We start from the raw sequence: 23675 nt of genomic DNA, 5'->3' as shown, positions 1-23675 counted from the left end.
GCCAGACTGGCGTCCAGGCCGTGTCGCTATGCTGTCAGACGTCAAACCGGCATAGCGGTGCACGTCTGTCGTCTGACGGACGAGGGAAGCAAGGGATTCCTTGTCAAAAGGAGTGATCGAAGTGGTCAAGCTATACACATCACCGAGCTGCACGTCATGCCGGAAGGCGAAGGCGTGGCTCGAGAAGCACAATATTCCTTATGTAGAACGCAATATTTTCTCTGAACCGCTCACGGTTGAAGAGATTAAAGAAATTTTGCGGATGACGGAAACGGGAACGGACGAAATCATTTCGACCCGTTCGAAAGTATTCCAGAAGCTGAACATTAACTTGGAAGCTTTGCCGCTGCAAGATTTGTACGAGCTGATTCAGAAAAACCCAGGAATTTTGCGCCGGCCGATCATCATTGATGAAAAGCGGCTGCAAGTCGGTTATAACGAAGATGAAATCCGCCGCTTTCTGCCGCGCAAAGTGCGGGCGTATCAGCTTCGTGAAGCGCAGCGGCTGGTGAACGGGTAATAAAAAAACTTCTACATGGTCTGCCATGTAGAAGTTTTTTATCATTTGCTTTATGTGGCGCGCGACCGGCGGTGGGCCGCCAAGCCGAGCAAAACGGCAAGAATGGCCGTTAAGACCGGAAACAACGCCTCCCAGCGCGGGTCGTAAAACGGACGCAGCCGCTCTTCGGCAGTGATCATGTTTCCGGCTGTGTATGCCAAAAGGGCGCCGCCGACATAAATCAGAAACGAAAACCGTTCCAAGGCATAAAGGATGATTTTGCTGCCTAAAATGATGATAGGAACGGAACAAAGAAAGCCAAAGATGACAAGCCCCATATGGCCTTGAGATGCTCCGGCGATGGCGATGACGTTGTCCATGCCCATAACGACATCGGCGGCGACGATCGTCTGGACGGCTTTCCAAAGCGACGGTTCGGCTTTAATGGCGGCATGTTTTTCGTCTTTTTGCCCCATGAGCTTCAAGGCGATCCAAAATAGGAGGAGGCCGCCAGCTAGCTGCAGAAACGGGATGGTCAACAGCCATACGACCGCTGCGGTCAGCAAAATGCGGACGGCGATCGCCAGCGCCGTGCCGAGGACAATGGCGATGTTCCGCTTTTGTTCCGGCAAGTTGCGGCTCGCTAACGCAATGACAACCGCATTGTCCCCGCCAAGAATGACATCAATGCCGATAATCAGCAAGATGGAAACGATGTATTCATCCACCATAGACGTCCCTCATTCCGTCCGTGTTCATCACCATTATAGTAGGACATGGCCGGTTTCATAACCAATTTTTTAAAATGCGTTTTTTTATTTTCCTTCTTTCGCTTTTTATCATAAAATAAAAGTACAAGATCATAAGTTTTGATTTAAATAGTTTCAGGGGCACAATCCCTTCCTTTTTTACTTCTCTGTTTTAGAAGGGAGAGTTGAGAAATGGAAATCGAACGCATCAATGAACATACGGTGAAGTTCTACATTTCCTATGTTGATATAGAGGAGCGCGGCTTTGACCGCGAGGAAATTTGGTACAATCGGGAACGAAGCGAAGAATTATTTTGGGAAATGATGGATGAAGTTCACGGGGAAAGCGATTTTTCGCTCGATGGCCCGCTTTGGATCCAAGTGCAGGCGCTCGAAAAAGGTCTTGAAGTCGTCGTGACGAAAGCGCAGTTGTCCAAAGACGGAAGCAAGCTCGAGCTGCCGCTTCCAGAAGAGAAATGGCGCGAGTTTTCGTTGTCAGCTGGTGAAAAGGTGGAATCGCTGTTCGGCCACCATTTCCACTTTGGTCAAAACGGGGACGCCGAGGAGAGAGAAGAGCAAGATGTCCTTCAATTCATCCTTTCGTTCAAGGATATCGAGGATGTCATTTCCTTGGCCCATCGCGCTGACTTCTCTCGGTTGTCGAATCGCCTGTTCCAATTTGAAGGCCGCTATTACTTGTTCGTGGAGTTTGACGAGCGCTACACCGAGCAGGAAGTGGACAATATGCTCAGCCTTCTGTTGGAATACGGAAGAGATTCCCAGCTGACGATTTATCGACTTGAAGAATACGGGACTGAAATTATGGGCGACAATGCACTTGAAACGATCAAAACGTATTTTCCAGCCTTATAATGTTTCCATTCCGCCGATTTCGCCGCCAGAAATCGGCGTTTTCTACGTTAGCGGAAGAAAAACGGCCATCATGAAGAGCCGGGTGGAGGGGTTTTGTTGCGAAACACATCGAGAGTGGCGATTCTCGTCGTCATTGTCGGCGCGTTGCTGGCATTGACGAACGGGTTTTGGGAAGGGAAGCTGCTTGGTCTTTTCAGCGTATTGATGTCTTGTTCCGTCATCTTTATTGCGCTGGTCATTTCTCTTGAGAATCGAAAGCCGGCGCACACGATCGCTTGGCTGGCGGTGCTGGGGAGCTTTCCGATTGTCGGCTTTTTGTTTTATTTATTGTTCGGACGCAACTATTGGCAACAACGGCGCTATAAAAAGAAAGCCGATTTTGATGAGGCGGTGCTGCTCAAGTTTCAAGAGCCGTCGCCGATTGCCGTCGAACGGCTGCCGATGGCGCCCCATCAGCGTCCGCTTTTGCGCCTTGCTTATCGCGTCGGCCAGCATCCGGTTTCGCTTGCTTCGCAGACGGCGGTGTTGACGAACGGAGAGGAGACATTTTCTTCTATTTTTGCTGAACTGGAAAAAGCGGAACACCATATTCATTTAGAATATTATATTGTCCGTCATGATGAAATCGGCCAACAGTTGAAGCGCGTCTTGATGGAAAAAGCGCGTCAAGGTGTGCGCGTCCGTTTTTTGTATGATGCTGTCGGCAGCTGGAAGCTGTCGAACGATTATATCGAAGAGCTGCGCGCTGCCGGGGTTGAGATGATCCCGTTTTCGCCGGTGCGCCTGCCGTTTTTAAGCAACCAAATCAACTTCCGCAACCACCGGAAAATCATCGTCATTGACGGGAGTGTTGGCTTTGTCGGCGGGCTGAATATTGGCGACGAGTATTTAGGAAAAAACGAGTATTTCGGATTTTGGCGCGACACGCATTTGTTGATCCGGGGCGAAGCAGTCCGGACGTTGCAGCTTATTTTTTTGCAAGATTGGTATTATATGACGGGAGAGCGGCTGCTGACGCCGGACTACTTGTCGCCGCCTCGCATTGTAGAAGAAGGGCAAGGCGGCGTCCAGCTCATCGCCGGCGGTCCGGATCAAAAGTGGGAGGTCATTAAGCAGCTGTATTTTGCTATGATCACAGCAGCGAAACGGTCGATTTGGGTGGCTTCGCCGTATTTTGTGCCGGATGAAGACATTTTGACGGCGCTGAAAGTGGCAGCGCTAAGCGGCATTGATGTGCGGTTGCTTGCGCCGAAGCGGCCGGACAAAAAAATCGTTTTTTACGCTTCGCGCTCGTATTTTCCCGAGCTGCTCGAGGCAGGGGTAAAAATTTATGAGTATGAACGCGGGTTTTTGCACAGCAAAGTCATCGTCGTCGATGGCGAGCTCGCCTCGATCGGCACGGCGAACATGGATATGCGCAGTTTCCATTTAAACTTTGAAGTGAACGCCTTTTTGTATTATACCGACAGCATTCATAAACTCGTCCGCGACTTTTTGGAAGATTTTCGCCACGCTTCCATGATCGACTACGAACAGTTTCAACAGCGCCCGTTCCGGGTGCGTATCGCTGAATCGGTCTCCCGGCTGTTGTCGCCTCTGTTGTAACCAACCGCTTGTAAACGCCAGTCCGCCGAATCGGCGGACTTTTTTCGACGCAGTTTGGCTTTGGGCAGGAAAACCGGCGATGGTCAACGAATAAAAGGGAAGAACCGAACGGTGAAGGGGGGCAGCAGAGAACAATTCCAGCTGTTCCCGCTCACGGACAACTATTTTTTACTGGAAAGGAAGTGATCATGTTGTTTGTCGCTCTCGCCGCTGATGGCAGGACGGTTTCGCTTGCCGGGGCGGAAAGATGGGAACGAGAGGGGCTGATGCGCCTGAAACGACAGGAACCGTTTTTTTGTCCCGCGTGCCGTCAAGAAGTGGTGCTCCGGTCGGGCCGCTACCGTTTGCCGCATTTCGCCCATCGAAAAGGGGCGGCCTGCCCGGTCGAGCACGAACCGGAGTCGGAGCGTCACTTAACTGGGAAGCGAGACTTATTCGCGTGGCTCATTCGCCAAGGCATGGAGGCGAAGCTCGAGCCGTATTTGCCCGCCATCAAGCAGCGTCCTGACGTATTGTTCCGCCATGGCCCACACCTTTATGCCCTCGAATACCAATGTTCCACGATCGATGAATCGCTGTTTCGCGAACGCAATGACGGCTACCGTCTCCTTGGCATCCGCCCGTTGTGGGTGTTAGGAGCCCATCATTTGCGGCGTTCGCCAAAATATTCGGGGGAAGTGCAACTCTCCCGGTTTCAATGGTTGTTTGCCCATCGCGCTCCACATTCAGTCGTTCCACATATATGGTACTACAGTCCAGAGACGAAACGCTTCATCCGTCTTTTTCGCCCGTTGCCGCTATCGGTGCAGCGAACATTGGCCGTGGTCGATTCAATTCCGCTTTCGTCGTTTTCGTTCCCCGATTGGATGGCCCCCTGCCCGCTGCCGCTTCCATCCGAGTTTTGGGAGCGATGGCTCGAACGAAAAAAACAATGGCGGCGGACGTTTCCGCTTTATCCGAACCAAACCGTGCGCCGCATTTGTGCTGATTTTTACCAGGCGGGCATCGTTCCGTCACTGTTTCCGACCGAAGCAGGCTGGCCAGTGCCGCGGGGGTATTTATGGGAGACGGCGCCGTTCATTTGGCAAACGTATGTCCTTTTGTTTCTTCTTGGAAAGACCGGACGGCCGGCAACGGCAGTATCTTTATTTCAGTGGCTCGATGACAAAATCCGCACCGGCCGCCTTGTTCCGCGCCGGCTGCCGCTTGTCGGCCGGGATACGTATCGTGAGGCCGTCGGCGAGTATTTGCATTGGTTGAGCCTGCTCGGCTATCTCCGCCGCGAAGAGGGCGACCAGCTTCATTTGGTGAAGCCGCTGTCGTTTCCGTCGACCGTCGATCAGATGATTCATCAAGATGCTGCGCTTCTTGAGCAAATTCACCAAACGTCGGCGCTTAGCTGCTATTGGTCAACACTTGAGTTCGGGAGAGTGGAAAAAATGAGCAGAAAACAGGAAAAGATGAACGGAACGGTGAATAATAATTCGTGTATCGATTATTTGGATAAGGAGGAATGATGACGGTGGAGGAAAAGAAAGCGAAAAAGTCGCTGCCGCTGCGAAGCGAGATTCCCGTGGAAGAAACGTGGCGGCTTGAGGACATTTTTCCTACCGATGACGCCTGGGAAGAAGAATTCAAACAAGTGAAGGCAATGATTCCAAAGCTTGGCGAATACAAAGGGCGGCTTGGCGAATCGCCGGAAGTGCTGTATGAAGCATTGCAATGCCAAGATGACGTATCGATGCGCCTCGGCAAGCTGTATACATACGCCCATATGCGCTATGATCAAGATACGACTAACTCGTTTTACCAAGGGCTCGACGCCCGGGCGAAAAGCTTGTACAGCGAAGCATCGAGCGCGATGGCGTTTATCGTGCCGGAAATTTTGGCGATCGATGAAGCGGTGCTGCGCTCGTTTTTGGAACAATACGAGCCGCTTCGCTTGTATGCGCACGCGTTAGACGAAATTACGCGCCAGCGCCCGCACGTGCTGTCGGCGGAAGAGGAGGCGATCTTGGCGCAGGCGGCCGAGGTGATGCAGGCGACATCCGACACGTTCAGCGCGTTGAACAACGCTGATTTGACGTTTCCGACGATCATCGATGAAAACGGTGAGGAAGTCGAAGTCACGCACGGCCGGTTCATTCGCTTTTTAGAAAGCACGGACCGCCGCGTCCGCCGCGATGCGTTCCATGCGGTGTACCATACGTACGAAAAGTTTCAAAACACGTTTGCCAGCACGCTTGCCGGAACGGTGAAAAAACATAACTTTTTTGCCCGCGTCCGCCGTTATGAATCGGCGCGCCAAGCGGCGCTCGATGCCAACAACATCCCGGAGAGCGTGTACGACAACTTGATTGCCACGGTTCATGAATATTTGCCGCTTTTGCATCGCTATGTGCGGCTGCGCAAACAAGTGTTGGGGCTTGACGAGCTCCATATGTATGACTTGTACACGCCGCTTGTGCAAGATGTGAAAATGGACGTGACGTACGAGGAAGCGAAGCAATATATGCTTGACGGGCTGGCGCCGCTCGGCGAGGAGTATGTAGCGATCGTCAAAGAAGGGCTTGACAACCGTTGGGTCGATGTGCGCGAGAACAAAGGGAAGCGGAGCGGTGCGTATTCGTCGGGAGCGTATGGCACCCATCCGTACATTTTGCTCAATTGGCAGGACAACGTTCACAACTTGTTTACGCTCGTCCATGAGTTTGGCCACTCGGTCCATAGCTACTATACGCGCAAAACGCAGCCGTATCCGTACGCCCATTATTCGATTTTCGTCGCTGAAGTGGCGTCAACGTGCAATGAAGCGCTCTTGAACGATCACTTGCTGAAAACGATTGATGATGAGAAGAAACGGTTGTACTTGTTGAACCATTATCTTGAGGGATTCCGCGGCACTGTCTTTCGGCAGACGATGTTTGCGGAATTCGAGCATCTGATCCACCTGAAGGCGCAACAGGGCGAAGCGTTAACGGCTGAGACGCTCACCTCGCTTTATTATGATTTAAACAAAAAGTATTTTGGCGATGAGATTGTGGTCGACCAAGAAATCGGCTTGGAATGGTCGCGCATTCCGCATTTTTATTACAACTATTATGTGTACCAATATGCGACCGGCTTCAGCGCGGCAACAGCGCTCAGCAAACAAATCTTAGAGGAAGGCGAACCGGCGGTGAAACGGTACATTGACTTTTTAAAAGCCGGCAGCTCGGACTACCCAATCGAAGTGCTGAAAAAAGCCGGCGTTGATATGACGAGCGCCGAGCCGATCCGCCAAGCGTGCCAAGTGTTTGCGGAGAAGCTTGATGAGATGGAGCAGCTGCTTGAGAAATGAAACGAATGCGGCGCTACAGCCGCATTCGTTTGGACGGAAATCCACGAAACTGATGGCGGCGGTTCCATGTTGCCGCCAATCCAAGCAAGGAGAGAAACAAAAGCGGCATGGTCGCCCAAAGCGGAAGGAGTTGCATGAGGCCCAACAAGTTCAGAATAAAGGCGGCAGTGGATGCCGCCGCCCAAAGGGATAAGACGATGCGCTGCTTCATGGCGATGGCCCCCCTCTTCCCATTTGCTTTAGTTGATGGCTCTTCACCACAACATGTACTTGACAAGCAATACGGTTTCCTGCACAAAGATGTGCAAAAATCACTGATTTGTTGATTTTCCCTCACAAGCGTAAATAGGGTATGTTCAGAAAAAAACAAGTACAACTTTTGGGGAAGAGCCTAGTTGATTATATGCTGTTTGTCTGCCTGATCATGACGCAGGCGAATTATGACAATAATGTGAACAAACGAGCAAACGGGTTGACAATTTGATCGGCCGTTTGTTAGGATGAAGATATGAACGGAAGACAAAACCTAAACCTGATACCCCTTTGTTTGACCGTGAACAATTTCTCCCATCCCCTTTGTTGTCTTGGCAACAAGAAAAAGCCCGGCTTCGGCCGGGCTTTTTCTTGTCGGTCGCACGCTACAGGCGGGCTTTTTCGATATAGCGCCAAAACGTTCCATGCTTGACAGGCACCCGCTCGACCTTTTGTTTCAGCTGCAGCTTTTTCATTTCCGTTTCCGCTTCTTGGATGGTCCAATTGTACACAACGGCAACTTCTTTCGTGGCGACGAACTTAAAATGGCTTAAAAATGATTCCAGTGGAGGGGGAGGAGACGGCTTGGGATGGAAGCCAAGCATTTCGGCGATCAGTTCGACGTAAATGTCATACGGATAGCATCCGGAAATTTTAATGCCTTCATCTTCAATGTTTTCATTAAATAAGACAAGCGTCGGTATTTCGTCGACATCCATTTCCGACGTGATTTTCAAATCACATTGGAACGCTTTTACCGCTCCCGGCGAGTGCATGTCGCGCAGAAATTCATCGAGGTCAAGACCAGCTTCGGCGGCGCATTCGGCGAGCACCGACAAATCAGAGACATTTTGTTTTTCGAGAAAGAGCTGTTCTTGCAGCTTGCGTAAAAAGCGGAGGCCGGCCCGCTTTCCTTGCATTTCCGCCGCTTTAATGGCGAGCGATGGGGCGAACGGGCTTGAAATCCGATTTTCGAGCCAAACGCTGCCGTCGCATGACATGCCGGTGCGGCAAGCCGCCCATTCCCATGCTTTGGCCATTGCCTCCGGCTTTGTTCCTTTGTGCGCGCCCCATGTCGCCCATGTTCCGCTCAATATGTGCCTTAAGGTAAAAAAACGGCCGTATTCGATCGTCAGTTTTTTGATGACTGGTTCAAGCCCCCAGCATTCCGGGCATAAAGGATCGATAAACAAATACAGCTCGAGCGGTTTGTTCGTGTTGCCTAGCGGCTGGGAAGGGTAGCAAGTTGATGTCGTCTTCCCAGCAAACTTCTCACTCAAGGGTATGCTCCTTTCTGTCCAGATGATCTGGGGTATTGACCATATGATGGGCGGTGAGTACGAGCCGGTGATAAAACTGTTCGCGCGCCGGCCCGGACAAGCCGATTTCGTCCATGGCTGCCCGCATGCAGGCAAGCCATGCTTCCGCCCGCTTCGGCGTGATTTCAAAGCGGAGATGGCGCGCCCTCAGCATGGGGTGTCCATGCTCTGCCGTGTAAAGAGGGGGGCCGCCTAAATATTGTGTTAAAAACTGTTTTTGCTTGCGGGCGGTTTCCGTCAAATCGTCAGGGAAAATGGGCCGCAAGTCCGGATGCGCGGCCACGCGACGGTAAAATGCTTCGACAAGTTTCGCAACCTTCTCCTCTCCGCCGATCGCCTCATAAAGAGTTTGCCATTGTTCACCCATCGCGGATGCTCCTTTTGTTTGAAAATCATTCGTTGTCGTTTGATTGCTATTTTATCAACAGCACGCATGGATCTCAAACAAAGTGACTCGAGCGCCGCTCGTTTATGTGCGGTAGCTTTTTAACACGCGTTCGACATACGCCCGCGTTTCGGCAAATGGCGGCACGCCCCCATAGCGATCGACGTGCCCGGGCCCGGCGTTGTAGGCGGCTAAGGCGAGAGTGATATTCCCGTTGTACCGGTCAAGGAGCTGGCGCAAATATTTTACGCCGCCGTCGATGTTTTGCGCCGGATCAAGCGGGTTGTGGACGCCGAGCATTTTTGCCGTGCTTGGCATGAGCTGCATGAGTCCAAGCGCTCCAGCCGGGCTTTTCGCATCGGGACGGAAATTTGACTCATGGCGAATGACGGCGCGGATGAGCTGCGGGTCAACGTCGTATTTTTCCGCTGCCGCCGCGATGAAAGCATCGATGGAAGAAGATGAGTTGGTTGCAGCACCCGCTTCATGTTCGAGCGGGGCGCTGCGATGGCCGGCGGGCGCCGGGGGCTGACCGCTTAGGGCAGCTTGAGGCGCCTCGGCAGAAGATTCCTCACCGCGGCTGAGCGATTCGGCCAGCAAACTTGAAAACAAGGATGGCACCGGCGATGGCAACAGGCTGGAGCGTCCGGTTGAGAACGCATGGAGCGCCTGCCATTCGATGAGCAGCTTTAATGGCGAAACGGTCATCGTCTTTCCTCCATTTCTTTCATGCGGGCGTAAAAGCGGGCGATTTTGTTTGGCGCCGGGCGGCGCGGGATGCCGAGCGCCTCAAGCAGGCGCAAAAACCGCTTTTCACCCGCTTCCACGTGATCCACTTCATACTCAAGTTCGTAATCTTCACTTTGCAAGTAGAAGTTGCGGTCAAGGAAAAGCGTACCGCCTTCGTACGGCCATTGGGCGCGTTCGGTGACAAGAGAGCCGAAATGGCGCACGTTGGATGGATCAATGCCCAGTTCCGCAAGCAAGGCCGCGATCGTTCCGTGCAGCGGCACGCCCGTGAGCAGCGCCTCCGCTTCGGAAGGGGTGAGCGGCACGTGCGTCTCGAGAAGCGCCCCATCCGCCCGCGTTTGTTTCAGCGTCAGCGTAAACCGCCCTTCTTTCGCCCGGATGCGCAGCGCTGCCGCCCGTTCTTTTAAGGCGAATGACGGAGTGTCAAAGTAATAGTTTTCCTGGCGGAAGAAAGCGCCATCATCCAACCGGAAGGCGGCGCGGACGGCCGCAAATTCCGCTGCCGTTAACAAGTTTTTTAATTCGATTTCGATTTCTTGATGCATCGTGAATCCCCTTCAGACAGGATAGTCGTCTCCTTCTATTATCAGCTGTTTTTCGGCGAATATCAATTATTTCGCCCGCATAGGCTGAATATGGTAAAATAAAGGGCGGATGGTTGGTGTGGAAGGAGAGAAAGCATGAACGAAAAATGGATCGTCGAGCGGGCAGAGCGAAAAGACGGCCGGCTCTGGCTGAAGGTTGATGATGCGCTTGTTTTGCCCGCCGGTGTTATGCCGAAGCGCCATATGCTTGTTGACTCAGATGCATTGGCGTTTGTGTATATATTGGAAACCGAGGATCGCTTTCTATATGTCATGGTTCCGAAGCCGTGGTGGCCTGAGCTAAAGGCGGCGCTTGACGCCAAGGAGCCGGTCTGGCTTCGATGTGGAGAGAGGACGCTTGAGCTTGAACAGTTTCACGATGAACTGTCTTATTTGCTTGAAAATATTCGCGGCAACGCCAACTATGGCGAGGCGCTTGAACGAGCAGTACAAGAGATGTTTTTTACCGGATGAGCCGTCCGGTTGCCTGCCTTTGGGCGTGAGGGGAGGCGGAGCGCGCCCAAGGCCGCTTACCGTCAAAGCGGCGCTGGGAAGGTGCGGATGCTTTCTCTTGGCCCAGGCTGTCAGGAAATTGAAAATAGATAGGCAGGTGGTACGATGGTAAACCATTGGGATTTGTTTTTAGCCCCGTATAAGCAGGCAGTCGAAGAGCTGAAAGTAAAGTTGCGAGGCATTCGCGCCCAGTTTGAGATGATTGAAGCGCACTCGCCGATTGAGTTTGTCACCGGACGCGTGAAGCCGGTTGCCAGCATTTTAGACAAGGCGCAAAAGAAAAACATCCCGCTCGACCGCCTCGAGGAAGAGATGCAAGATATTGCAGGACTGCGCATCATGTGCCAGTTTGTCGACGATATTAAAACGGTCGTCGAGCTGCTGCGCCAGCGCAACGATTTTACAATCGTCGAGGAGCGCGACTATGTCACGCAAAAGAAAGAAAGCGGCTATCGTTCATACCACCTCGTCATTCGGTATCCGGTGCAGACGATCCGCGGCGAGAAAAATATTTTGGCGGAAATTCAAATCCGCACGCTGGCGATGAACTTTTGGGCGACGATCGAACACTCTCTGAACTACAAATACAGCGGCCGCTTTCCGGAAGATATTAAAGCCCGGCTGCAGCGCGCGGCGGAGGCTGCCTACCGCCTCGATGAGGAAATGTCGAAAATCCGCGTTGAAATTCAAGAAGCGCAGGCCGCCTTTTCACGAAAACAAGAAGCAAAAGGGGAAGGACAATGAAACGAACTGATGCGCCGCTGGCCTTCGCCATTACGTCAAAAGGGGATGATGTGTCGAACGCCCTCGCGCAGAAGATGAAGACGTATTTGCTTGATTTTGATTTGCGCTATGATGAGGAAGCGCCGGATTTGGTCATTTCCGTCGGCGGGGATGGAACGCTGTTGTACGCGTTCCATCGCTATTGCCATCGGTTGGACAAGACGGCGTTTGTCGGCGTCCATACCGGCCATCTCGGCTTTTATGCCGATTGGGTGCCGGAAGAAATCGAAAAGCTCGTGATTGCCATCGCCAAAACACCGTATCAAGTGGTGGAGTACCCGCTGCTTGAGGTGACGATTCGTTACATTAACGGTGGGCGCGAGGCGAAGTATTTAGCGCTCAACGAATGCACGGTGAAATGTGTGAGTGGGACGCTCGTCATGGATGTTGAAATTCGCGGTGATTTGTTTGAGCGGTTCCGCGGCGACGGGCTGTGCATTTCCACGCCGACCGGGAGCACGGCCTATAATAAGGCGCTCGGCGGGGCGATTTTGCACCCGTCGCTCGAGGCGATTCAAGTGACGGAGATGGCATCCATCAACAACCGCGTGTTTCGGACAATCGGTTCGCCGCTCGTGCTGCCGGCGCACCATACGTGCTTGCTGAAGCCGGTCAACCATATCGATTTTCAAATTACGGTCGACCATTTGTCACTGTTGCATAAAGAAGTGAAGTCGATTCAATGCCGGGTGGCCGATGAAAAGGTGCGTTTCGCCCGCTTTCGGCCGTTTCCGTTTTGGCGGCGGGTGCGCGACTCGTTTATCGCCGACTGATGGAAAACCCGCCTCCTTGGTTAGGCAACGCTTCCCGTTTGCGGCGAGGTGATGGTCTTTTGGCGCGGATGCCGATTCCGTTTTAGCGGCGCCAAAGGAAAGTGGATGGAACACGATGAGCAAGACGGAGATTTTTGATCAGAAAGGTGACGAACATTGCCGCCGTTTACCATGACCTTTTCCATCGATGAACAGCACGACGGAAAGCTGCTGCGCCAGTTTTTGCAAGAGAACGGCATTTCGCGGACGGCGCTTACCGATATTAAATTCCATGGCGGGGCGCTGTTGGTTGACGGTCGGCCCGTCACCGTCCGCCATGTGCTGCGTGCCGGTGAGACGCTGTCGGTTGTGTTTCCGCCGGAGCGGACGAGCGATTGGATGGATCCGGAAGAGATGCCGCTTCATATCGTGTACGAAGATGATTACATCCTTGTCGTTGACAAACCGGCCGGGTTGGCCACGATCCCGTCGCGCCATCATCCGGGCGGAACGCTTGCCAACGGCCTGCTGCACCATTACCGAAGGCAGCGGCTCGATTCAACCGTCCATATTGTGACAAGATTGGACCGCGACACGTCCGGGCTTGTGCTCGTTGCCAAGCACCGCCACGTTCACCATTTGTTGTCCACGCTCCAGCAAAAAGGGAAGGTGGCGCGCACATATGAGGCCATTTGCCACGGCGTCATGGTTGATGACGAAGGGACGATTGATGCGCCGATCGGCCGCCGGGGAGACAGCATCATCGCCCGCGAAGTGCGGGAGGACGGCAAGCCGGCGGTCACTCATTTCCGGGTGCTCGAGCGGCTTCGCGGCTATACGCACGTGTCGCTGCAGCTTGAAACCGGACGTACGCACCAAATCCGCGTCCATTTGGCTTATGTTGGCCATCCGCTCGCTGGGGATGACCTCTATGGCGGGAGTCGGGAGATGATCGACCGCCAGGCGCTCCATAGCCGTCAGCTCTCGTTTTTCCATCCGTTTGCGCGCCGCTGGTTGACATTTGCCGCTCCGCTTCCCGGGGACATGGCGCATCTCATTGAAACGGTGCGCTCGTCAACTACCCCCACTTAGCTAACGCTTGAAGTGGGGGCTTGCAACTCCCCAGAAGTACAAGCGGACTTCGTCCTCCTTCCTTGACTTGGGGTTGCATCAGGGCAGGTTGACAACTACCCAACGACGCAGGTCATGCCTGCATCGTTACCGATTCTCTCGGTGTGTCTGTTGGCAGTACTTGGCTTCCACACACAACAGACGGAYCTACGCTCGATGTTTTACGGTTACAACGTTTCCTGTAACCAACTCCATACATCGAGTAGCCGTGATTGGAGTGCCTTTATTGAACGGTTTTCTCCACGCCTTTATTATATCATACACAAAAGAAAGGGGGGAACGCGCATTCCTCTCCCACTTACTCCCTTTGGTCGTTGAAGTGGGAGTCTCCTGCGCGAAATAGGATGAAAAAAGTACGCAAAGCGATCATTCCAGCAGCGGGGCTCGGCACAAGATTTTTGCCGGCAACGAAAGCGATGCCGAAAGAAATGCTTCCGATTGTTGACAAGCCAACGATTCAATACATCGTTGAAGAAGCAATCGCATCAGGGATTGAAGATATTATCATCGTCACAGGAAAAGGAAAACGCGCCATCGAAGACCATTTCGACAACGCGTTTGAACTTGAACAAAACTTAATTGAAAAAGGCAAATACGACTTACTCGAAAAAGTAAAAGAGCCATCGAAAGTCGACATTCACTACATTCGTCAAAAAGAACCGAAAGGGCTCGGCCACGCCGTCTGGTGCGCGCGCAACTTTATCGGCGACGAACCGTTTGCCGTTCTGCTTGGTGACGACATCGTCCAAGCGGAAACGCCGTGTTTAAAACAATTAATCGATCAATACGAACAAACACTTAGCTCTGTGATTGGCGTCAAAAAAGTACCTGACAACGAAACGCACCGTTACGGCATCATCGATCCAATTGAACAACACGGACGCCGTTACCAAGTCCGCCAATTCGTCGAAAAACCAGCACCAGGCACCGCACCGTCCAACTTAGCGATCATGGGAAGATACATCCTCACACCAGAAATCTTCCTCTTCCTTGAAAAACAAGAAACCGGCGCCGGCGGCGAAATTCAACTGACCGACGCGATTCAAAAATTGAACGAAATCCAGCGCGTCTTCGCCTACGAATTCGAAGGCAAGCGCTACGACGTCGGTGAAAAGATCGGGTTTATTAAGACGACGATTGAGTTTGCGTTGCAGAATGAGGAGTTAAGAGACGATTTACTCGCATTTATGGAGAAAATTATTGCGGAAACAAAACAAAATACGAATGCATCATAACGAGCCATGGCGAACATGGCTCGTTATCTATTATACGAAGGGAGACGCAGTGCGTTGGCATATCGAAAACGATTAACGTTTTTAATAATATTGGACTCATTAATCGTGTTAACGGCGATTTACGTCAGCTTGTTTACGATTCATCCAGGAATACAAATCTGGAAATACAAATCGGTTCTGTTATCGGCGTTAACGCTGCTTGTCAGCCATCATTCTTTTGCGTTTATATACCGTTTGTACCATAAAGCGTGGGAATACGCGAGCATCGGCGAATTAACGGCGATTATTAAGGCGGTCACGTTTTCGATTATCACAACAGCGATCGTGCAATTTTCCGCCTTTCAAGATATTTATGTCCGCGCGTTGATGATTACATGGATGATTCATATTATTCTCATCGGCGGTTCGCGGTTTGTCTGGAGAGTGTTCCGCGACCGCTACATAAGACCAAACGCGAATAAACGGCGGACGCTCATTATCGGTGCGGGAGCCGCGGGAACGATGGTGGCGCGGCAGTTAGTAAACAATCCAGAAGCGGAACTGAAGCCAATTGCGTTTATTGATGATGATCCTAATAAACAAAAATTGCAGTTTTTTAACATTCCTGTGATGGGAACGACGAAAGATATTGAAGATGTCGTTCGCGCGCTGAAAATTGAACATATCATCATTGCGATTCCTTCATTGACAAAAAAGGAACTGAATCGCATTTTTGAACAATGCGCGAAAACGAAAGCAAAAACGCAAATTGTTCCGAAACTTGAAGATATTGTGACCGGGAAAGTATCTGTCAGTCAATTCCGCGATGTCCAAGTGGAAGACTTGCTTGGCCGCGAGCCGGTCGAACTCGATATTGAAAGCATCTCCAGCTATATCGAAAACAAAGTCATTTTAGTCACGGGCGCCGGCGGTTCGATCGGATCGGAAATTTGCCGGCAAGTATGCCGGTTTAACCCGAAAAAAATCGTTCTTCTCGGCCACGGCGAAAACAGCATTTATCAAATCGACATGGAACTCCGTAATCAACTGTAGATGAGCATTTTTCATTACAATAATTTCCATGGTTAGAGAGACAAACAGGGTACCCCTTACGCGATACGGAGCTGTTTTTTGATCACATCAATGGGAATATCTTGCTTTGCAGCGTCATAAATAAACTCGACGACGCTGTGGTCTTTCCGCGACCGAAGAAGCTCCAGCCCGGTGGAGAGGTTTTGTCGGGATTCGGCGATGCTGTACACGCAGGAGAGCAGCACCACCGCCCAATACCGTTTCACCGCCCGAATGTGGCGAACGCGGTATCCATCCAGCTTCAGTTGATCTTTCGCCTGCCGGAAAAAGCACTCGATCGTCCAGCGCTGGGCGTAGTAACGCAAGATGTCTTCGTCCCCGAGTTCCCGGTCGGTGCTCAAGATGCAATGAAGATGTTCCGGCGCCATCGGCTGATCCGCCTTCCAAGCCAGCAGCACCACCGCGTCATCGAGGCCATGGATGGCCCCCTCATAGCGATACACGCGATAACGCTCCTGCCCCACCGTGACGAGGCGGGTGTCTTTGGACTCGATATAGCGGGCAAACTGCTTGGCTTGGATGGCGATGCCTTTCGGGTAGAGAATCCGGTTCGTCTTGAGCATCGCGATGACATGGAATCCCTGTTTCAGACAGGCTTCGATGAGCTTCTTAGACGGATACCACGAATCCATGAGCACATACACCGGCTGAGCCCGCTTCACCTTGAGCGAGGAAAGCATCTCGATCGCCAGGTCGATCTTGCTTTTTCCCGCTTTCTTGTCATACAGGCGGAACGCAAATGGGAACGCCTGCGTGAAGGTGTGCACCATCAGCCAAACGAGCGAATGCCCCCAGACCGATTGATGATCTTTATGCGAGTAGTGCCAGTCGCACCCTTGAATGGCGTGCACAGCCCGTGACGAAGGCTTTGTTTTTTGGCAAATCGTATCATCAATCGAAACAAAAAGGGGTTGATTCTTCCGTTTGGCCAGTCGTTCGACCTGGGAAAGGATCCACTCTTGAAGCTTCCCAAGCAGCCTTTCCTCGTTCCAAGGGCTTTTCGTGAAAAAGTGACTGAGCGTCGTTCGATGATTCGGATGAAAGCTCCAGTAATGAATATCAGTCAATGTTCCCGAGAATCCCTTGGTGGTCAAGGCATCGACAATATGAATGAGATGCTTGATGACCGGTTTGGAAAGCTGCAGCGTCAACCCCAGCGTGAAGAAAAACTTGTGGATTCCTTGGTGATGTGCTAATCTATTCATGAGACATGAACCTCCTTGTGGATAGTTGGTGGTACATCTATTCTAACCAAGGAATCGGGTTCATGTCTCCTTTTTTGTTTAGTTGTCAATTTATGTCAGTGAATTTGCTCATCTACAGTTTTTGTATATCTTCTTCGCCCGCGAAATACGCCATCAGCCGTTCAAACACGGTCGGGCTCATTCCATACATCACGGTCGATCACTTCTTCTTTGATGTTTTGCAGTAGCGTTTCGATTTCATGGACATATTCATTCATCTGAAATCAAACATGCCTACTTCAGAAAACAGTGAACAGACTAAATCACTTCTAACGATATTTCATGTAGCATATCGAGATCTTGCGTCTGGCAAGATGGGAGGAGCTCACCGTAGACACTTATATTTACTTTCCGCTGTGGAAAAGCCTCAACATGAATTGATTCAATTCTCGCCATATAACGCCCATTATTTTGAATAAGGTTAAACATAAACTCGCTATAGAAAGCAGGAATATACACGTTCATAATAAAATACATACTTATCCCCATCGTGTAATAAGTTTCCAATATGATATCGCTGCCGAGTACATTCATTTTGCCAAATTAACCAAAGCACAAAAGGGCGCATCGCTTATTTCACCTCCATATACCAATTTACGAGCCATTCTTTTCGATACAGTAATAATTTTAATACCGATTCTTTGTAAATTTTACTCATGACATTTTCTGAAACACCATCTAAAACAGTTGTGACTTGTTGCTCATTTATTTGACTGATACGATCAATTTCCTTCTTCATTTCTATTATCACAAACAATAATGGTCATGCAAAAACCCGAAGTCCCTTTTCGAACTTCGGGTTCTCCTTTCACACTTCCTCGCAATATTCGTCAAACAGCGCCTGCAGCTTTTGCACGACGGCGACCGGTTCGTGCCCTTCGATGTCGTGGCGGTGGAGCATGGCACACAGTTTTCCGTCTTTTAACAACGCGAACGACGGCGAGGACGGCGGCTCGCCGACAAAATACTCGCGCGCGCGGGCCGTTGCTTCTTTGTCTTGGCCGGCAAAGACGGTCACCAAATGGTCCGGGCGCTTGTCGTAGTAAACGGCATGGGCCGCTGCGGGACGGGCGATGCCGCCGGCGCAGCCGCATACGGAGTTGATGAGGACAAGCGTGGTGCCCGGACGGCGGAATGCCGCATCGACGTCTTCCGGCGTACGCAGCTCTTCAAATCCGGCTTCGACCGCTTCACGCCGCGCTTGTTCGACGATGTCGTGATAGAGCGGAAATTGAAATTGGAACATCTCAACACCTCCTTCGGTTTGCCTTTATCATATCATACTTCGCCGCCGAGGCTCCGTTCGTATGCTTCAATCAGCTCGCGGACGGCGGCGGGGACCGGCTTGGCGCCGGAAATGACGCTGTTCTCGAGCATCGGAAGCTTCTCTTTCACGATCGGGTCGGCGAAAAAGCGCGTTTCGATATATTCTTTATCATGGCGTGCATCCAGTCTTTTTGCTGCTGGCGGCGGCGCCGTGCTCATACAAAAACGCGTAGTCTTGCGGCGGGATGACGCCGCCGACAAAAACGAGAATGTCGCCGCGGCCGAGTTTTTCAAGCTCCGCCACAAGCTGCGGCACGAGCGTTTTATGTCCACCGGCGACCGAGCTGATGCCGACAGCGTGCACGTCGTTTTCGACCGCCTGGCGCGCCGTTTCTTCCGGCGTTTGAAAGAGCGGGCCGATGTCGACGTCAAACCCTAGATCGGCAAACGCTGTGGCGACGACTTTCGCCCCGCGGTCATGCCCATCCTGCCCCATTTTCGCAATCAAGATGCGCGGACGCCGCCCTTCCAGTTCGGCGAACTGCTCCACCCGCCGCTTCACCCGTTCGAGCTGGGTTTCGTTTTTGTATTCCGAGCTGTACACGCCGCTGATCGAGCGGATGGCGGCGCGATGGCGACTCGCCACTTTTTCGATCGCATACGAAATTTCCCCGAGCGTCGCCCGGACGCGCGCCGCTTGGACGGCCAGCTCAAGCAAGTTCCCTTCGCCCGTTTCCGCCGCTTTTGTAATGGCGGCAAGCGCCGCTTCGACCTGCTCGCTATCGCGCGTCGCCTTGAGCTCGTTCAGCCGCTCGATTTGCCGCTTTCGCACGGCGGTGTTGTCGACTTCCAAAATGTCGATCGGTTCTTCTTTGTCCGGGCGGTATTTGTTCACGCCGATGATCGTTTCCGCTCCTGAATCGATGCGCGCTTGGCGGCGGGCCGCCGCTTCTTCGATGCGCATTTTCGGGATGCCCGTTTCAATGGCTTTCGCCATCCCGCCCAAGCTTTCGATTTCTTCGATATGCGCCCACGCCCGTTTCATCAATTCGTTCGTCAACGCTTCGACGTAATACGAACCGGCCCACGGGTCGATCGTCCGGCAAATGCCCGTTTCTTCCTGCAAGTACAGCTGTGTATTGCGGGCGATGCGCCGTGAAAACTCATCAGCGAGTCCGACATCTTTGCGACATCGCTCATTCCGATCCCCCTTTGCCTTCCAGACATAAGAAACCGCTTTCTTTTCAAGCCGCACCTTTCCCTCTCGAACCCGTCTGCTCAGAACGAAACGCTGATGACGCTTCGTGTGAAAAAAAACGGTTTCTATGTTTATTGTAGTACATCGGCCGCGTTTGGACAATGAACAAAAAGGCAAACAACTTGCTGATGCCACCATTTCGCCATGAAATGGAAAACAAAGCGGTCAAAAAAACATGAACGATCCCGAAATGGCTCGATGACTTGGCGAAACAACACCATCTCAACGATTCACAAATCCTCCAAGAAGCCCTGAAAAAACATGAAAGGAAGAGGGCGTTGTTGCATGCTCTCTTGGACGATGCTCCCTCGTCCCCCTCCAAATCGCCGCTTAGCGAAAATCTCAACTGCCATTTATTCATTGGAAAATGTTTCGCAAATCGATCACGAAATCCTTCAATACATGAACCAAAACGGCGTCATCCCGGTTGTACACTCCATGAAGTTCCAATCTTCCTGTTTTTCCGCGCAAATACACTTCCACCACTTGATTCGCCGGGTCAACGATCCAATATTCCTTCACCCCGGCCCGCTCGTACGCGATCCGTTTGTCCATCCGGTCGATTTTGGCCGTGGCGGGGGACAAGATCTCGACGACCAAATCCGGAGCCCCGACAATGCGGTTTTTTTGAATTTTGTTTTTGTCGCAGATGACGACAAGATCGGGGCATACCCAGTTTCGGACGTTTTCATCCATCCATCCCTTTCGATGATCTTCGAAAAGATACACATCGATCGGGGCGGCCAACACGCGGCAATCCTTCCCACGAAGATGCATCCCGAATTCAATGGAAAGTTGGAGCGAAACGGATTGATGTTCCGGTGTCGGCGACGGCGCCATGCTGATGATGTTCCCATCCAACACCTCGCACCGTTTTCCTTCCGGCCATGTCGCATACTCTTTGTAGGTCATAGGGGCCTGTTCCTTTTCCGGTGAACCCATATCCTCCACCTGCCTCCTAATTTTATATTGATTATACACCATCCATTCCTGTATCTTGAACGATGTTTATTCCTCTTCCCGAACGAGCGGCAGGCGGACGAATACGGTCATCCCGCGTCCAAGGTCGCTGTCGAACCGAATCGAGCCGTCATGAAGAGAGACGATTTGTTTGACGATGGCAAGCCCCAAGCCGGTGCCGCCTTCTTTGCGAGTGCGGGCGCGATCGACGCGGAAAAAGCGCTGGCCGAGAAACGGGAGCTGGTCTTTTGGAATGCCTTTGCCCGTATCTTGGACGACAAGCTCGCCTTCCGCTTCCGAAAAGCGGGAAAGCCGCACCGTCACCACACCGCCTTCTGGGGTGTAGCGGATGGCGTTGTCAAGCAAGTTGCGCACGACTTGTTCGAGCCGGTCGGCGTCGCCGTTGACGATGATGTCATAGTCCAACTCGCACGCCAGCTCGATCCGCTTTTGCGCGGCGATCGGTTCGTACGTGGCGATGACATCTTCGATCACTTGGGCGAACGCCACCGGCGCGCGCTCGAGCGGCACGCTTTGCCCTTCAAGGCGCGCCAGGTCAAGAAGATCGCGCACCAGCCGCTCCATCCGCTCCGTTTCGCGGTGGATGAGGCGAAGGTACGCCTTTTCTTCCTCCTTCGTTTTCGCGAGGCCAGCAAGGAGCGCTTCGCTGTATCCTTTCATATAGCTGAGCGGCGTGCGCAGCTCATGCGAGACGTTCGCTAAAAACTCGCGCTTCCGCTCGTCTTCTTTGGCAATGGCGTCCGCCATTTGGTTGAACGCCTCCGCCAGGCGGCCGATTTCATCATCGCTCCGCACGGGGATGTCCGCTTCGTAGCGTCCTTCCGCCATGCGTTCTGCCGCTTGTTCCATCGCTTGGAGCGGCTCGGTCATCTGCCGCACCATCCGTCGGCCGACAACCAAAAGCGCGGCGGCGAATATGGCGGCCAACGGCCAAAACGCGGCGGCCGCCCGCTTCGTTGCTTCCTGAACGTCGGCTAACGGCAAATACAAGTAAATCGCTCCTTCAAGCCGCTTGCCGTCCAAAAGCGGAACGACGACCGCCATCACGCGGCGGCCGAACCGCTTTTCGTATCCCGTTTTGACAACAGGCTTCCCGGCTAACAATGTTTCCCGGTCGCGGCCGCTGACTAACGCGTCATAGTGGACCGGAAACGGAAAGCAGGCGCTCAGTTCGCGCGGGTTGTCAATCAACAAGATCGTGGCCGTTGATTTTTCGTCATACCATTCGATTTGACGGCGATATGCCTCCGTCACCGCCCCGCCGTGATAGTCGCGGGCGAGGCTCGTCCCTTCCGCGATCAACGTTCGCTCAACTTCTTTCATGTACACCGTCCGGTAAAAATAATTGAGAAGACCAAAAGAAAACGCCAGCGTCACCACGACCGCGGCGCCGATCGACAGCCATAGTTTTTGTCCTAACCGAAGCCGTTTCATGTTCATCCCTCAAACTTGTAGCCGATGCCCCAGACGGTTTGGATGTGGCGGGCGGCGTCTTTCAGCTTCATGCGCAGCGTTTTCACATGCGTATCGACCGTGCGGGCGTTTCCTGTATAATCATATCCCCACACTTTGACGAGCAAATCGTCGCGGCTGAACACCTGGCCTCGGTGTTTTGCCAAAAACAGCAGCAGCTCAAACTCCTTCAACGTCAGCTTCACCGCCTCGCCGCCAACGGTCACGGTTCGTCCTTTTTCGTCGATGGCAAGGTCGCCAAATTGCAGCCGTCCGTCGTGCTCGCGGACGCGCTGCACCCGGCGCAGCACCGCCTCAAGGCGGGCGATGAGCTCTCCCGGGCTGAACGGTTTGACGATGTAATCGTCGCCTCCCAGCTTCAATCCTTTCACTTTGTCCCATTCTTCGCCAAGCGCGGTCAAAAACAAAATCGGCACGTCCGACTGCTCGCGGATGCGGGCGCAGACGGCGAATCCGTCCTGTTTTGGCATCATGACGTCCAACAGCACGGCATCAACCGGATGTTGCGAAAGCAGCACCAGCGCTTCTTCCCCGTCCCCTGCTTCGAGGCAGCGAAAGCCGGCGTTTTCCAAATACATGCCAACGAGCAGGCGCATTTCTTCTTCATCATCGACGATTAAAACGGTTCGTTCGCTCATGTTCGTCCCTCCCGAATGAATAGTTGCAGCGGGCCGTCTCCCGTCTTCCAACGGACAAGCGGACGCAACGTCGCCTCATCGACCACGATGATTTCATCGCTGTCATAGCTCGCGATATACAAACGACCGAACGCCGCTTCCATCGCAAATGGATTGGCGCCGACAGACGTCGAAGCGAGTTTCTTTCCATCTAGGGAAAATTGGTAAACTGTGTTGGAGCCATGGCTTAGCACAAACACGCCGCGGCCTGTTTCGACGAAATCGACCGGCATGACCGGAGCGGCGATCGTCCGGAGCAAGCGGCCGTCTTGCAGTGAGTAGACATGAATGTTCGTTTCCACACGGCTTCCGCTGCCGTGCCCGCCGACCCACAGCTCCTCTTGTCGCTCGCGCACCACTCCGCCCAAGGCGAACTTCGGCACGGCGAACGAACGGATGACGCGGCGGCGGTCCACATCGATGATCCACGTCCGTTCGTCTTGAAAATCGATCACATACAACCTCGTTCCAGCGTGATTGACCAGCAGCGTCATCGGGGAGCGTCCGACCGAAAGGCGGGCGATCTCTTTCCCGTCCCGGCTCACAACGCGCACCGCGTGATGGGTGCTGTCGCCAAAAAACCACGTGCGGCCATCCGGAGATGGAGCAGCGCTCACAATGCCGCTTCCTATTTTCCATTCGCCAAGCAGCTTCCCGGTCGCGAGATCGTACCGATAGACCCCGTCAAGATCCCGCCCGTACAAAAAAAGCGTCCGGCCGTCTGGGCTCAACACCCCGCCTTGAAACGGCTGATCAATGTTCCAGCGGGCGATTTTGCCGCCATTTTTCGCGTTCAAAAAGGTGACCGTTTCCGCTTTGACATCGAGACTGATGACGACCGACAGCGAATCAGCGATCGGAGGAAACGATGTCTTCGCGCAGCCGCTTAGCATAAAGAACAAACTCAACAGCATCCATACGCTCTCTCGTTTCAT

Annotated in this window: 22 protein-coding genes and 3 pseudogenes; 12 read left to right on the top strand and 13 right to left on the bottom strand. The window is 52.7% G+C overall.

The window, feature by feature from the left end; translation table 11 throughout:
* The first annotated feature begins 121 nt into the window (after window positions 1-121).
* Window positions 122-520, top strand: a complete 399-nt coding sequence (gene spxA, locus AP057_RS03055) for a transcriptional regulator SpxA (protein ID WP_011230318.1) — start codon at window positions 122-124, stop codon at window positions 518-520.
* A gap of 50 nt (window positions 521-570) precedes the next feature.
* On the opposite strand, the gene AP057_RS03050 is transcribed toward spxA, so the two are convergent.
* Window positions 571-1230: a TerC family protein gene (locus AP057_RS03050; RefSeq protein ID WP_055358033.1), complete on the bottom strand. Its 660-nt coding sequence runs from the start codon at window positions 1228-1230 to the stop codon at window positions 571-573.
* Window positions 1231-1440: 210 nt separating this feature from the next.
* Here AP057_RS03050 and mecA point away from each other — a divergent pair, with 210 nt between their 5' ends.
* The 4 genes from mecA (at window position 1441) to pepF (ending at window position 7066) form a co-directional block, all read left to right on the top strand.
* Window positions 1441-2121, top strand: coding sequence for an adaptor protein MecA (gene mecA, locus AP057_RS03045; RefSeq protein WP_033015647.1), 681 nt, complete (start codon window positions 1441-1443; stop codon window positions 2119-2121).
* 96 nt (window positions 2122-2217) lie between these two features.
* A complete protein-coding gene (cls, locus tag AP057_RS03040) occupies window positions 2218-3726 on the top strand; it encodes a cardiolipin synthase (protein ID WP_055358032.1) in 1509 nt (502 codons plus the stop codon).
* 188 nt (window positions 3727-3914) lie between these two features.
* Window positions 3915-5243: a competence protein CoiA gene (locus AP057_RS03035; protein WP_055358031.1), complete on the top strand. Its 1329-nt coding sequence runs from the start codon at window positions 3915-3917 to the stop codon at window positions 5241-5243.
* Window positions 5243-7066: an oligoendopeptidase F gene (gene pepF / locus AP057_RS03030; protein ID WP_055358030.1), complete on the top strand. Its 1824-nt coding sequence runs from the start codon at window positions 5243-5245 to the stop codon at window positions 7064-7066. Before AP057_RS03035 ends, pepF begins: the two co-directional genes overlap by 1 nt.
* Window positions 7067-7079: 13 nt before the next feature.
* On the opposite strand, the gene AP057_RS03025 is transcribed toward pepF, so the two are convergent.
* The 5 genes from AP057_RS03025 to AP057_RS03005 all read right to left on the bottom strand — a co-directional run bounded on the left by AP057_RS03025 (window position 7080) and on the right by AP057_RS03005 (window position 10317).
* Complete coding sequence (locus tag AP057_RS03025) at window positions 7080-7277, bottom strand: hypothetical protein (RefSeq protein WP_011230324.1); 198 nt, start codon at window positions 7275-7277, stop codon at window positions 7080-7082.
* A 427-nt stretch (window positions 7278-7704) separates the two neighbouring features.
* A complete protein-coding gene (spxH, locus tag AP057_RS03020; RefSeq protein ID WP_055358029.1) occupies window positions 7705-8598 on the bottom strand; it encodes a ClpXP adapter protein SpxH in 894 nt (297 codons plus the stop codon).
* Entirely contained in the window at window positions 8591-9004 is a 414-nt protein-coding gene (locus AP057_RS03015; protein ID WP_053532175.1) for a globin, read from the bottom strand. The genes spxH and AP057_RS03015 overlap by 8 nt, the downstream gene beginning before the upstream one ends.
* A 102-nt stretch (window positions 9005-9106) precedes the next feature.
* Window positions 9107-9730: a lytic transglycosylase domain-containing protein gene (locus AP057_RS03010; RefSeq protein ID WP_055358028.1), complete on the bottom strand. Its 624-nt coding sequence runs from the start codon at window positions 9728-9730 to the stop codon at window positions 9107-9109.
* Window positions 9727-10317 carry a CYTH domain-containing protein gene (locus tag AP057_RS03005; RefSeq protein ID WP_055358027.1) on the bottom strand — a complete coding sequence of 197 codons (591 nt, stop codon included), beginning with the start codon at window positions 10315-10317 and terminating at the stop codon, window positions 9727-9729. Before AP057_RS03005 ends, AP057_RS03010 begins: the two co-directional genes overlap by 4 nt.
* A gap of 135 nt (window positions 10318-10452) precedes the next feature.
* Between AP057_RS03005 and AP057_RS03000 the strand changes: the two genes are divergently transcribed.
* The 6 genes and pseudogenes from AP057_RS03000 to AP057_RS02975 all read left to right on the top strand — a co-directional run.
* A complete protein-coding gene (locus tag AP057_RS03000; RefSeq protein ID WP_055358026.1) occupies window positions 10453-10830 on the top strand; it encodes a hypothetical protein in 378 nt (125 codons plus the stop codon).
* Between the two features lie 144 nt (window positions 10831-10974).
* Window positions 10975-11613, top strand: a complete 639-nt coding sequence (locus tag AP057_RS02995) for a GTP pyrophosphokinase family protein (protein ID WP_033010443.1) — start codon at window positions 10975-10977, stop codon at window positions 11611-11613.
* Entirely contained in the window at window positions 11610-12425 is an 816-nt protein-coding gene (locus tag AP057_RS02990; protein ID WP_033010445.1) for an NAD kinase, read from the top strand. The genes AP057_RS02995 and AP057_RS02990 overlap by 4 nt, the downstream gene beginning before the upstream one ends.
* A 156-nt stretch (window positions 12426-12581) precedes the next feature.
* A complete protein-coding gene (locus AP057_RS02985) occupies window positions 12582-13496 on the top strand; it encodes an RluA family pseudouridine synthase (RefSeq protein WP_033010446.1) in 915 nt (304 codons plus the stop codon).
* A gap of 383 nt (window positions 13497-13879) precedes the next feature.
* Window positions 13880-14770, top strand: coding sequence for a UTP--glucose-1-phosphate uridylyltransferase GalU (gene galU / locus AP057_RS02980; protein WP_055358025.1), 891 nt, complete (start codon window positions 13880-13882; stop codon window positions 14768-14770).
* A gap of 54 nt (window positions 14771-14824) precedes the next feature.
* Window positions 14825-15790, top strand: a pseudogene (locus AP057_RS02975) (polysaccharide biosynthesis protein); the annotation flags it as partial.
* Window positions 15791-15858: 68 nt separating this feature from the next.
* Here the strand turns inward: AP057_RS02975 and AP057_RS02970 are convergent.
* The 3 genes and pseudogenes from AP057_RS02970 to AP057_RS02950 all read right to left on the bottom strand — a co-directional run.
* Window positions 15859-17046, bottom strand: coding sequence for an IS701 family transposase (locus tag AP057_RS02970; protein WP_047817716.1), 1188 nt, complete (start codon window positions 17044-17046; stop codon window positions 15859-15861).
* 847 nt (window positions 17047-17893) lie between these two features.
* A complete protein-coding gene (locus AP057_RS02955; RefSeq protein ID WP_049624851.1) occupies window positions 17894-18331 on the bottom strand; it encodes a BrxA/BrxB family bacilliredoxin in 438 nt (145 codons plus the stop codon).
* 219 nt (window positions 18332-18550) lie between these two features.
* Window positions 18551-19519: pseudogene (locus AP057_RS02950) on the bottom strand (methylmalonyl-CoA mutase family protein); the annotation flags it as partial.
* Between the two features lie 218 nt (window positions 19520-19737).
* On the opposite strand from AP057_RS02950, the pseudogene AP057_RS17725 reads away from it, so the two are divergent.
* Window positions 19738-19872: pseudogene (locus AP057_RS17725) on the top strand (type II toxin-antitoxin system HicB family antitoxin); the annotation flags it as partial.
* A gap of 94 nt (window positions 19873-19966) precedes the next feature.
* Here AP057_RS17725 and AP057_RS02940 read toward each other — a convergent pair.
* The 4 genes from AP057_RS02940 to AP057_RS02925 form a co-directional block, all read right to left on the bottom strand.
* On the bottom strand, window positions 19967-20551 hold the full coding sequence (locus AP057_RS02940; protein WP_011231854.1) for a Uma2 family endonuclease: 585 nt from the start codon (window positions 20549-20551) through the stop codon (window positions 19967-19969).
* A gap of 66 nt (window positions 20552-20617) precedes the next feature.
* The gene (locus AP057_RS02935) at window positions 20618-22024 is read right to left on the bottom strand and encodes a cell wall metabolism sensor histidine kinase WalK (RefSeq protein ID WP_055358024.1); all 1407 of its coding nucleotides are present in this window, start codon (window positions 22022-22024) and stop codon (window positions 20618-20620) included.
* A 2-nt stretch (window positions 22025-22026) separates the two neighbouring features.
* Window positions 22027-22701 carry a response regulator transcription factor gene (locus AP057_RS02930; RefSeq protein WP_055358023.1) on the bottom strand — a complete coding sequence of 225 codons (675 nt, stop codon included), beginning with the start codon at window positions 22699-22701 and terminating at the stop codon, window positions 22027-22029.
* Window positions 22698-23675: a YncE family protein gene (locus tag AP057_RS02925; protein ID WP_055358022.1), complete on the bottom strand. Its 978-nt coding sequence runs from the start codon at window positions 23673-23675 to the stop codon at window positions 22698-22700. Before AP057_RS02925 ends, AP057_RS02930 begins: the two co-directional genes overlap by 4 nt.

This window comes from Geobacillus sp. Sah69 (assembly GCF_001414205.1).
Classification (GTDB): domain Bacteria; phylum Bacillota; class Bacilli; order Bacillales; family Anoxybacillaceae; genus Geobacillus; species Geobacillus stearothermophilus.
The sequence above is the reverse complement of the archived record's forward strand: the minus strand, read 5'-3'. Positions and strand labels throughout refer to the sequence as shown.

What these genes read in the sequence shown, in the direction of transcription:
- AP057_RS03050 (WP_055358033.1), bottom strand. Translation starts at nt 1,230, where the DNA reads ATGGTGGATGAATACATCGTTTCCATCTTGCTGATTATCGGCATTGAT.
- mecA (WP_033015647.1), top strand. Translation starts at nt 1,441, where the DNA reads ATGGAAATCGAACGCATCAATGAACATACGGTGAAGTTCTACATTTCC.
- AP057_RS03035 (WP_055358031.1), top strand. Translation starts at nt 3,915, where the DNA reads ATGTTGTTTGTCGCTCTCGCCGCTGATGGCAGGACGGTTTCGCTTGCC.
- pepF (WP_055358030.1), top strand. Translation starts at nt 5,243, where the DNA reads ATGACGGTGGAGGAAAAGAAAGCGAAAAAGTCGCTGCCGCTGCGAAGC.
- AP057_RS03025 (WP_011230324.1), bottom strand. Translation starts at nt 7,277, where the DNA reads ATGAAGCAGCGCATCGTCTTATCCCTTTGGGCGGCGGCATCCACTGCC.
- AP057_RS03015 (WP_053532175.1), bottom strand. Translation starts at nt 9,004, where the DNA reads ATGGGTGAACAATGGCAAACTCTTTATGAGGCGATCGGCGGAGAGGAG.
- AP057_RS03010 (WP_055358028.1), bottom strand. Translation starts at nt 9,730, where the DNA reads ATGACCGTTTCGCCATTAAAGCTGCTCATCGAATGGCAGGCGCTCCAT.
- AP057_RS03005 (WP_055358027.1), bottom strand. Translation starts at nt 10,317, where the DNA reads ATGCATCAAGAAATCGAAATCGAATTAAAAAACTTGTTAACGGCAGCG.
- AP057_RS03000 (WP_055358026.1), top strand. Translation starts at nt 10,453, where the DNA reads ATGAACGAAAAATGGATCGTCGAGCGGGCAGAGCGAAAAGACGGCCGG.
- AP057_RS02995 (WP_033010443.1), top strand. Translation starts at nt 10,975, where the DNA reads ATGGTAAACCATTGGGATTTGTTTTTAGCCCCGTATAAGCAGGCAGTC.
- AP057_RS02990 (WP_033010445.1), top strand. Translation starts at nt 11,610, where the DNA reads ATGAAACGAACTGATGCGCCGCTGGCCTTCGCCATTACGTCAAAAGGG.
- galU (WP_055358025.1), top strand. Translation starts at nt 13,880, where the DNA reads ATGAAAAAAGTACGCAAAGCGATCATTCCAGCAGCGGGGCTCGGCACA.
- AP057_RS02970 (WP_047817716.1), bottom strand. Translation starts at nt 17,046, where the DNA reads ATGAATAGATTAGCACATCACCAAGGAATCCACAAGTTTTTCTTCACG.
- AP057_RS02955 (WP_049624851.1), bottom strand. Translation starts at nt 18,331, where the DNA reads ATGTTCCAATTTCAATTTCCGCTCTATCACGACATCGTCGAACAAGCG.
- AP057_RS02940 (WP_011231854.1), bottom strand. Translation starts at nt 20,551, where the DNA reads ATGGGTTCACCGGAAAAGGAACAGGCCCCTATGACCTACAAAGAGTAT.
- AP057_RS02935 (WP_055358024.1), bottom strand. Translation starts at nt 22,024, where the DNA reads ATGAAACGGCTTCGGTTAGGACAAAAACTATGGCTGTCGATCGGCGCC.
- AP057_RS02930 (WP_055358023.1), bottom strand. Translation starts at nt 22,701, where the DNA reads ATGAGCGAACGAACCGTTTTAATCGTCGATGATGAAGAAGAAATGCGC.
- AP057_RS02925 (WP_055358022.1), bottom strand. Translation starts at nt 23,675, where the DNA reads ATGAAACGAGAGAGCGTATGGATGCTGTTGAGTTTGTTCTTTATGCTA.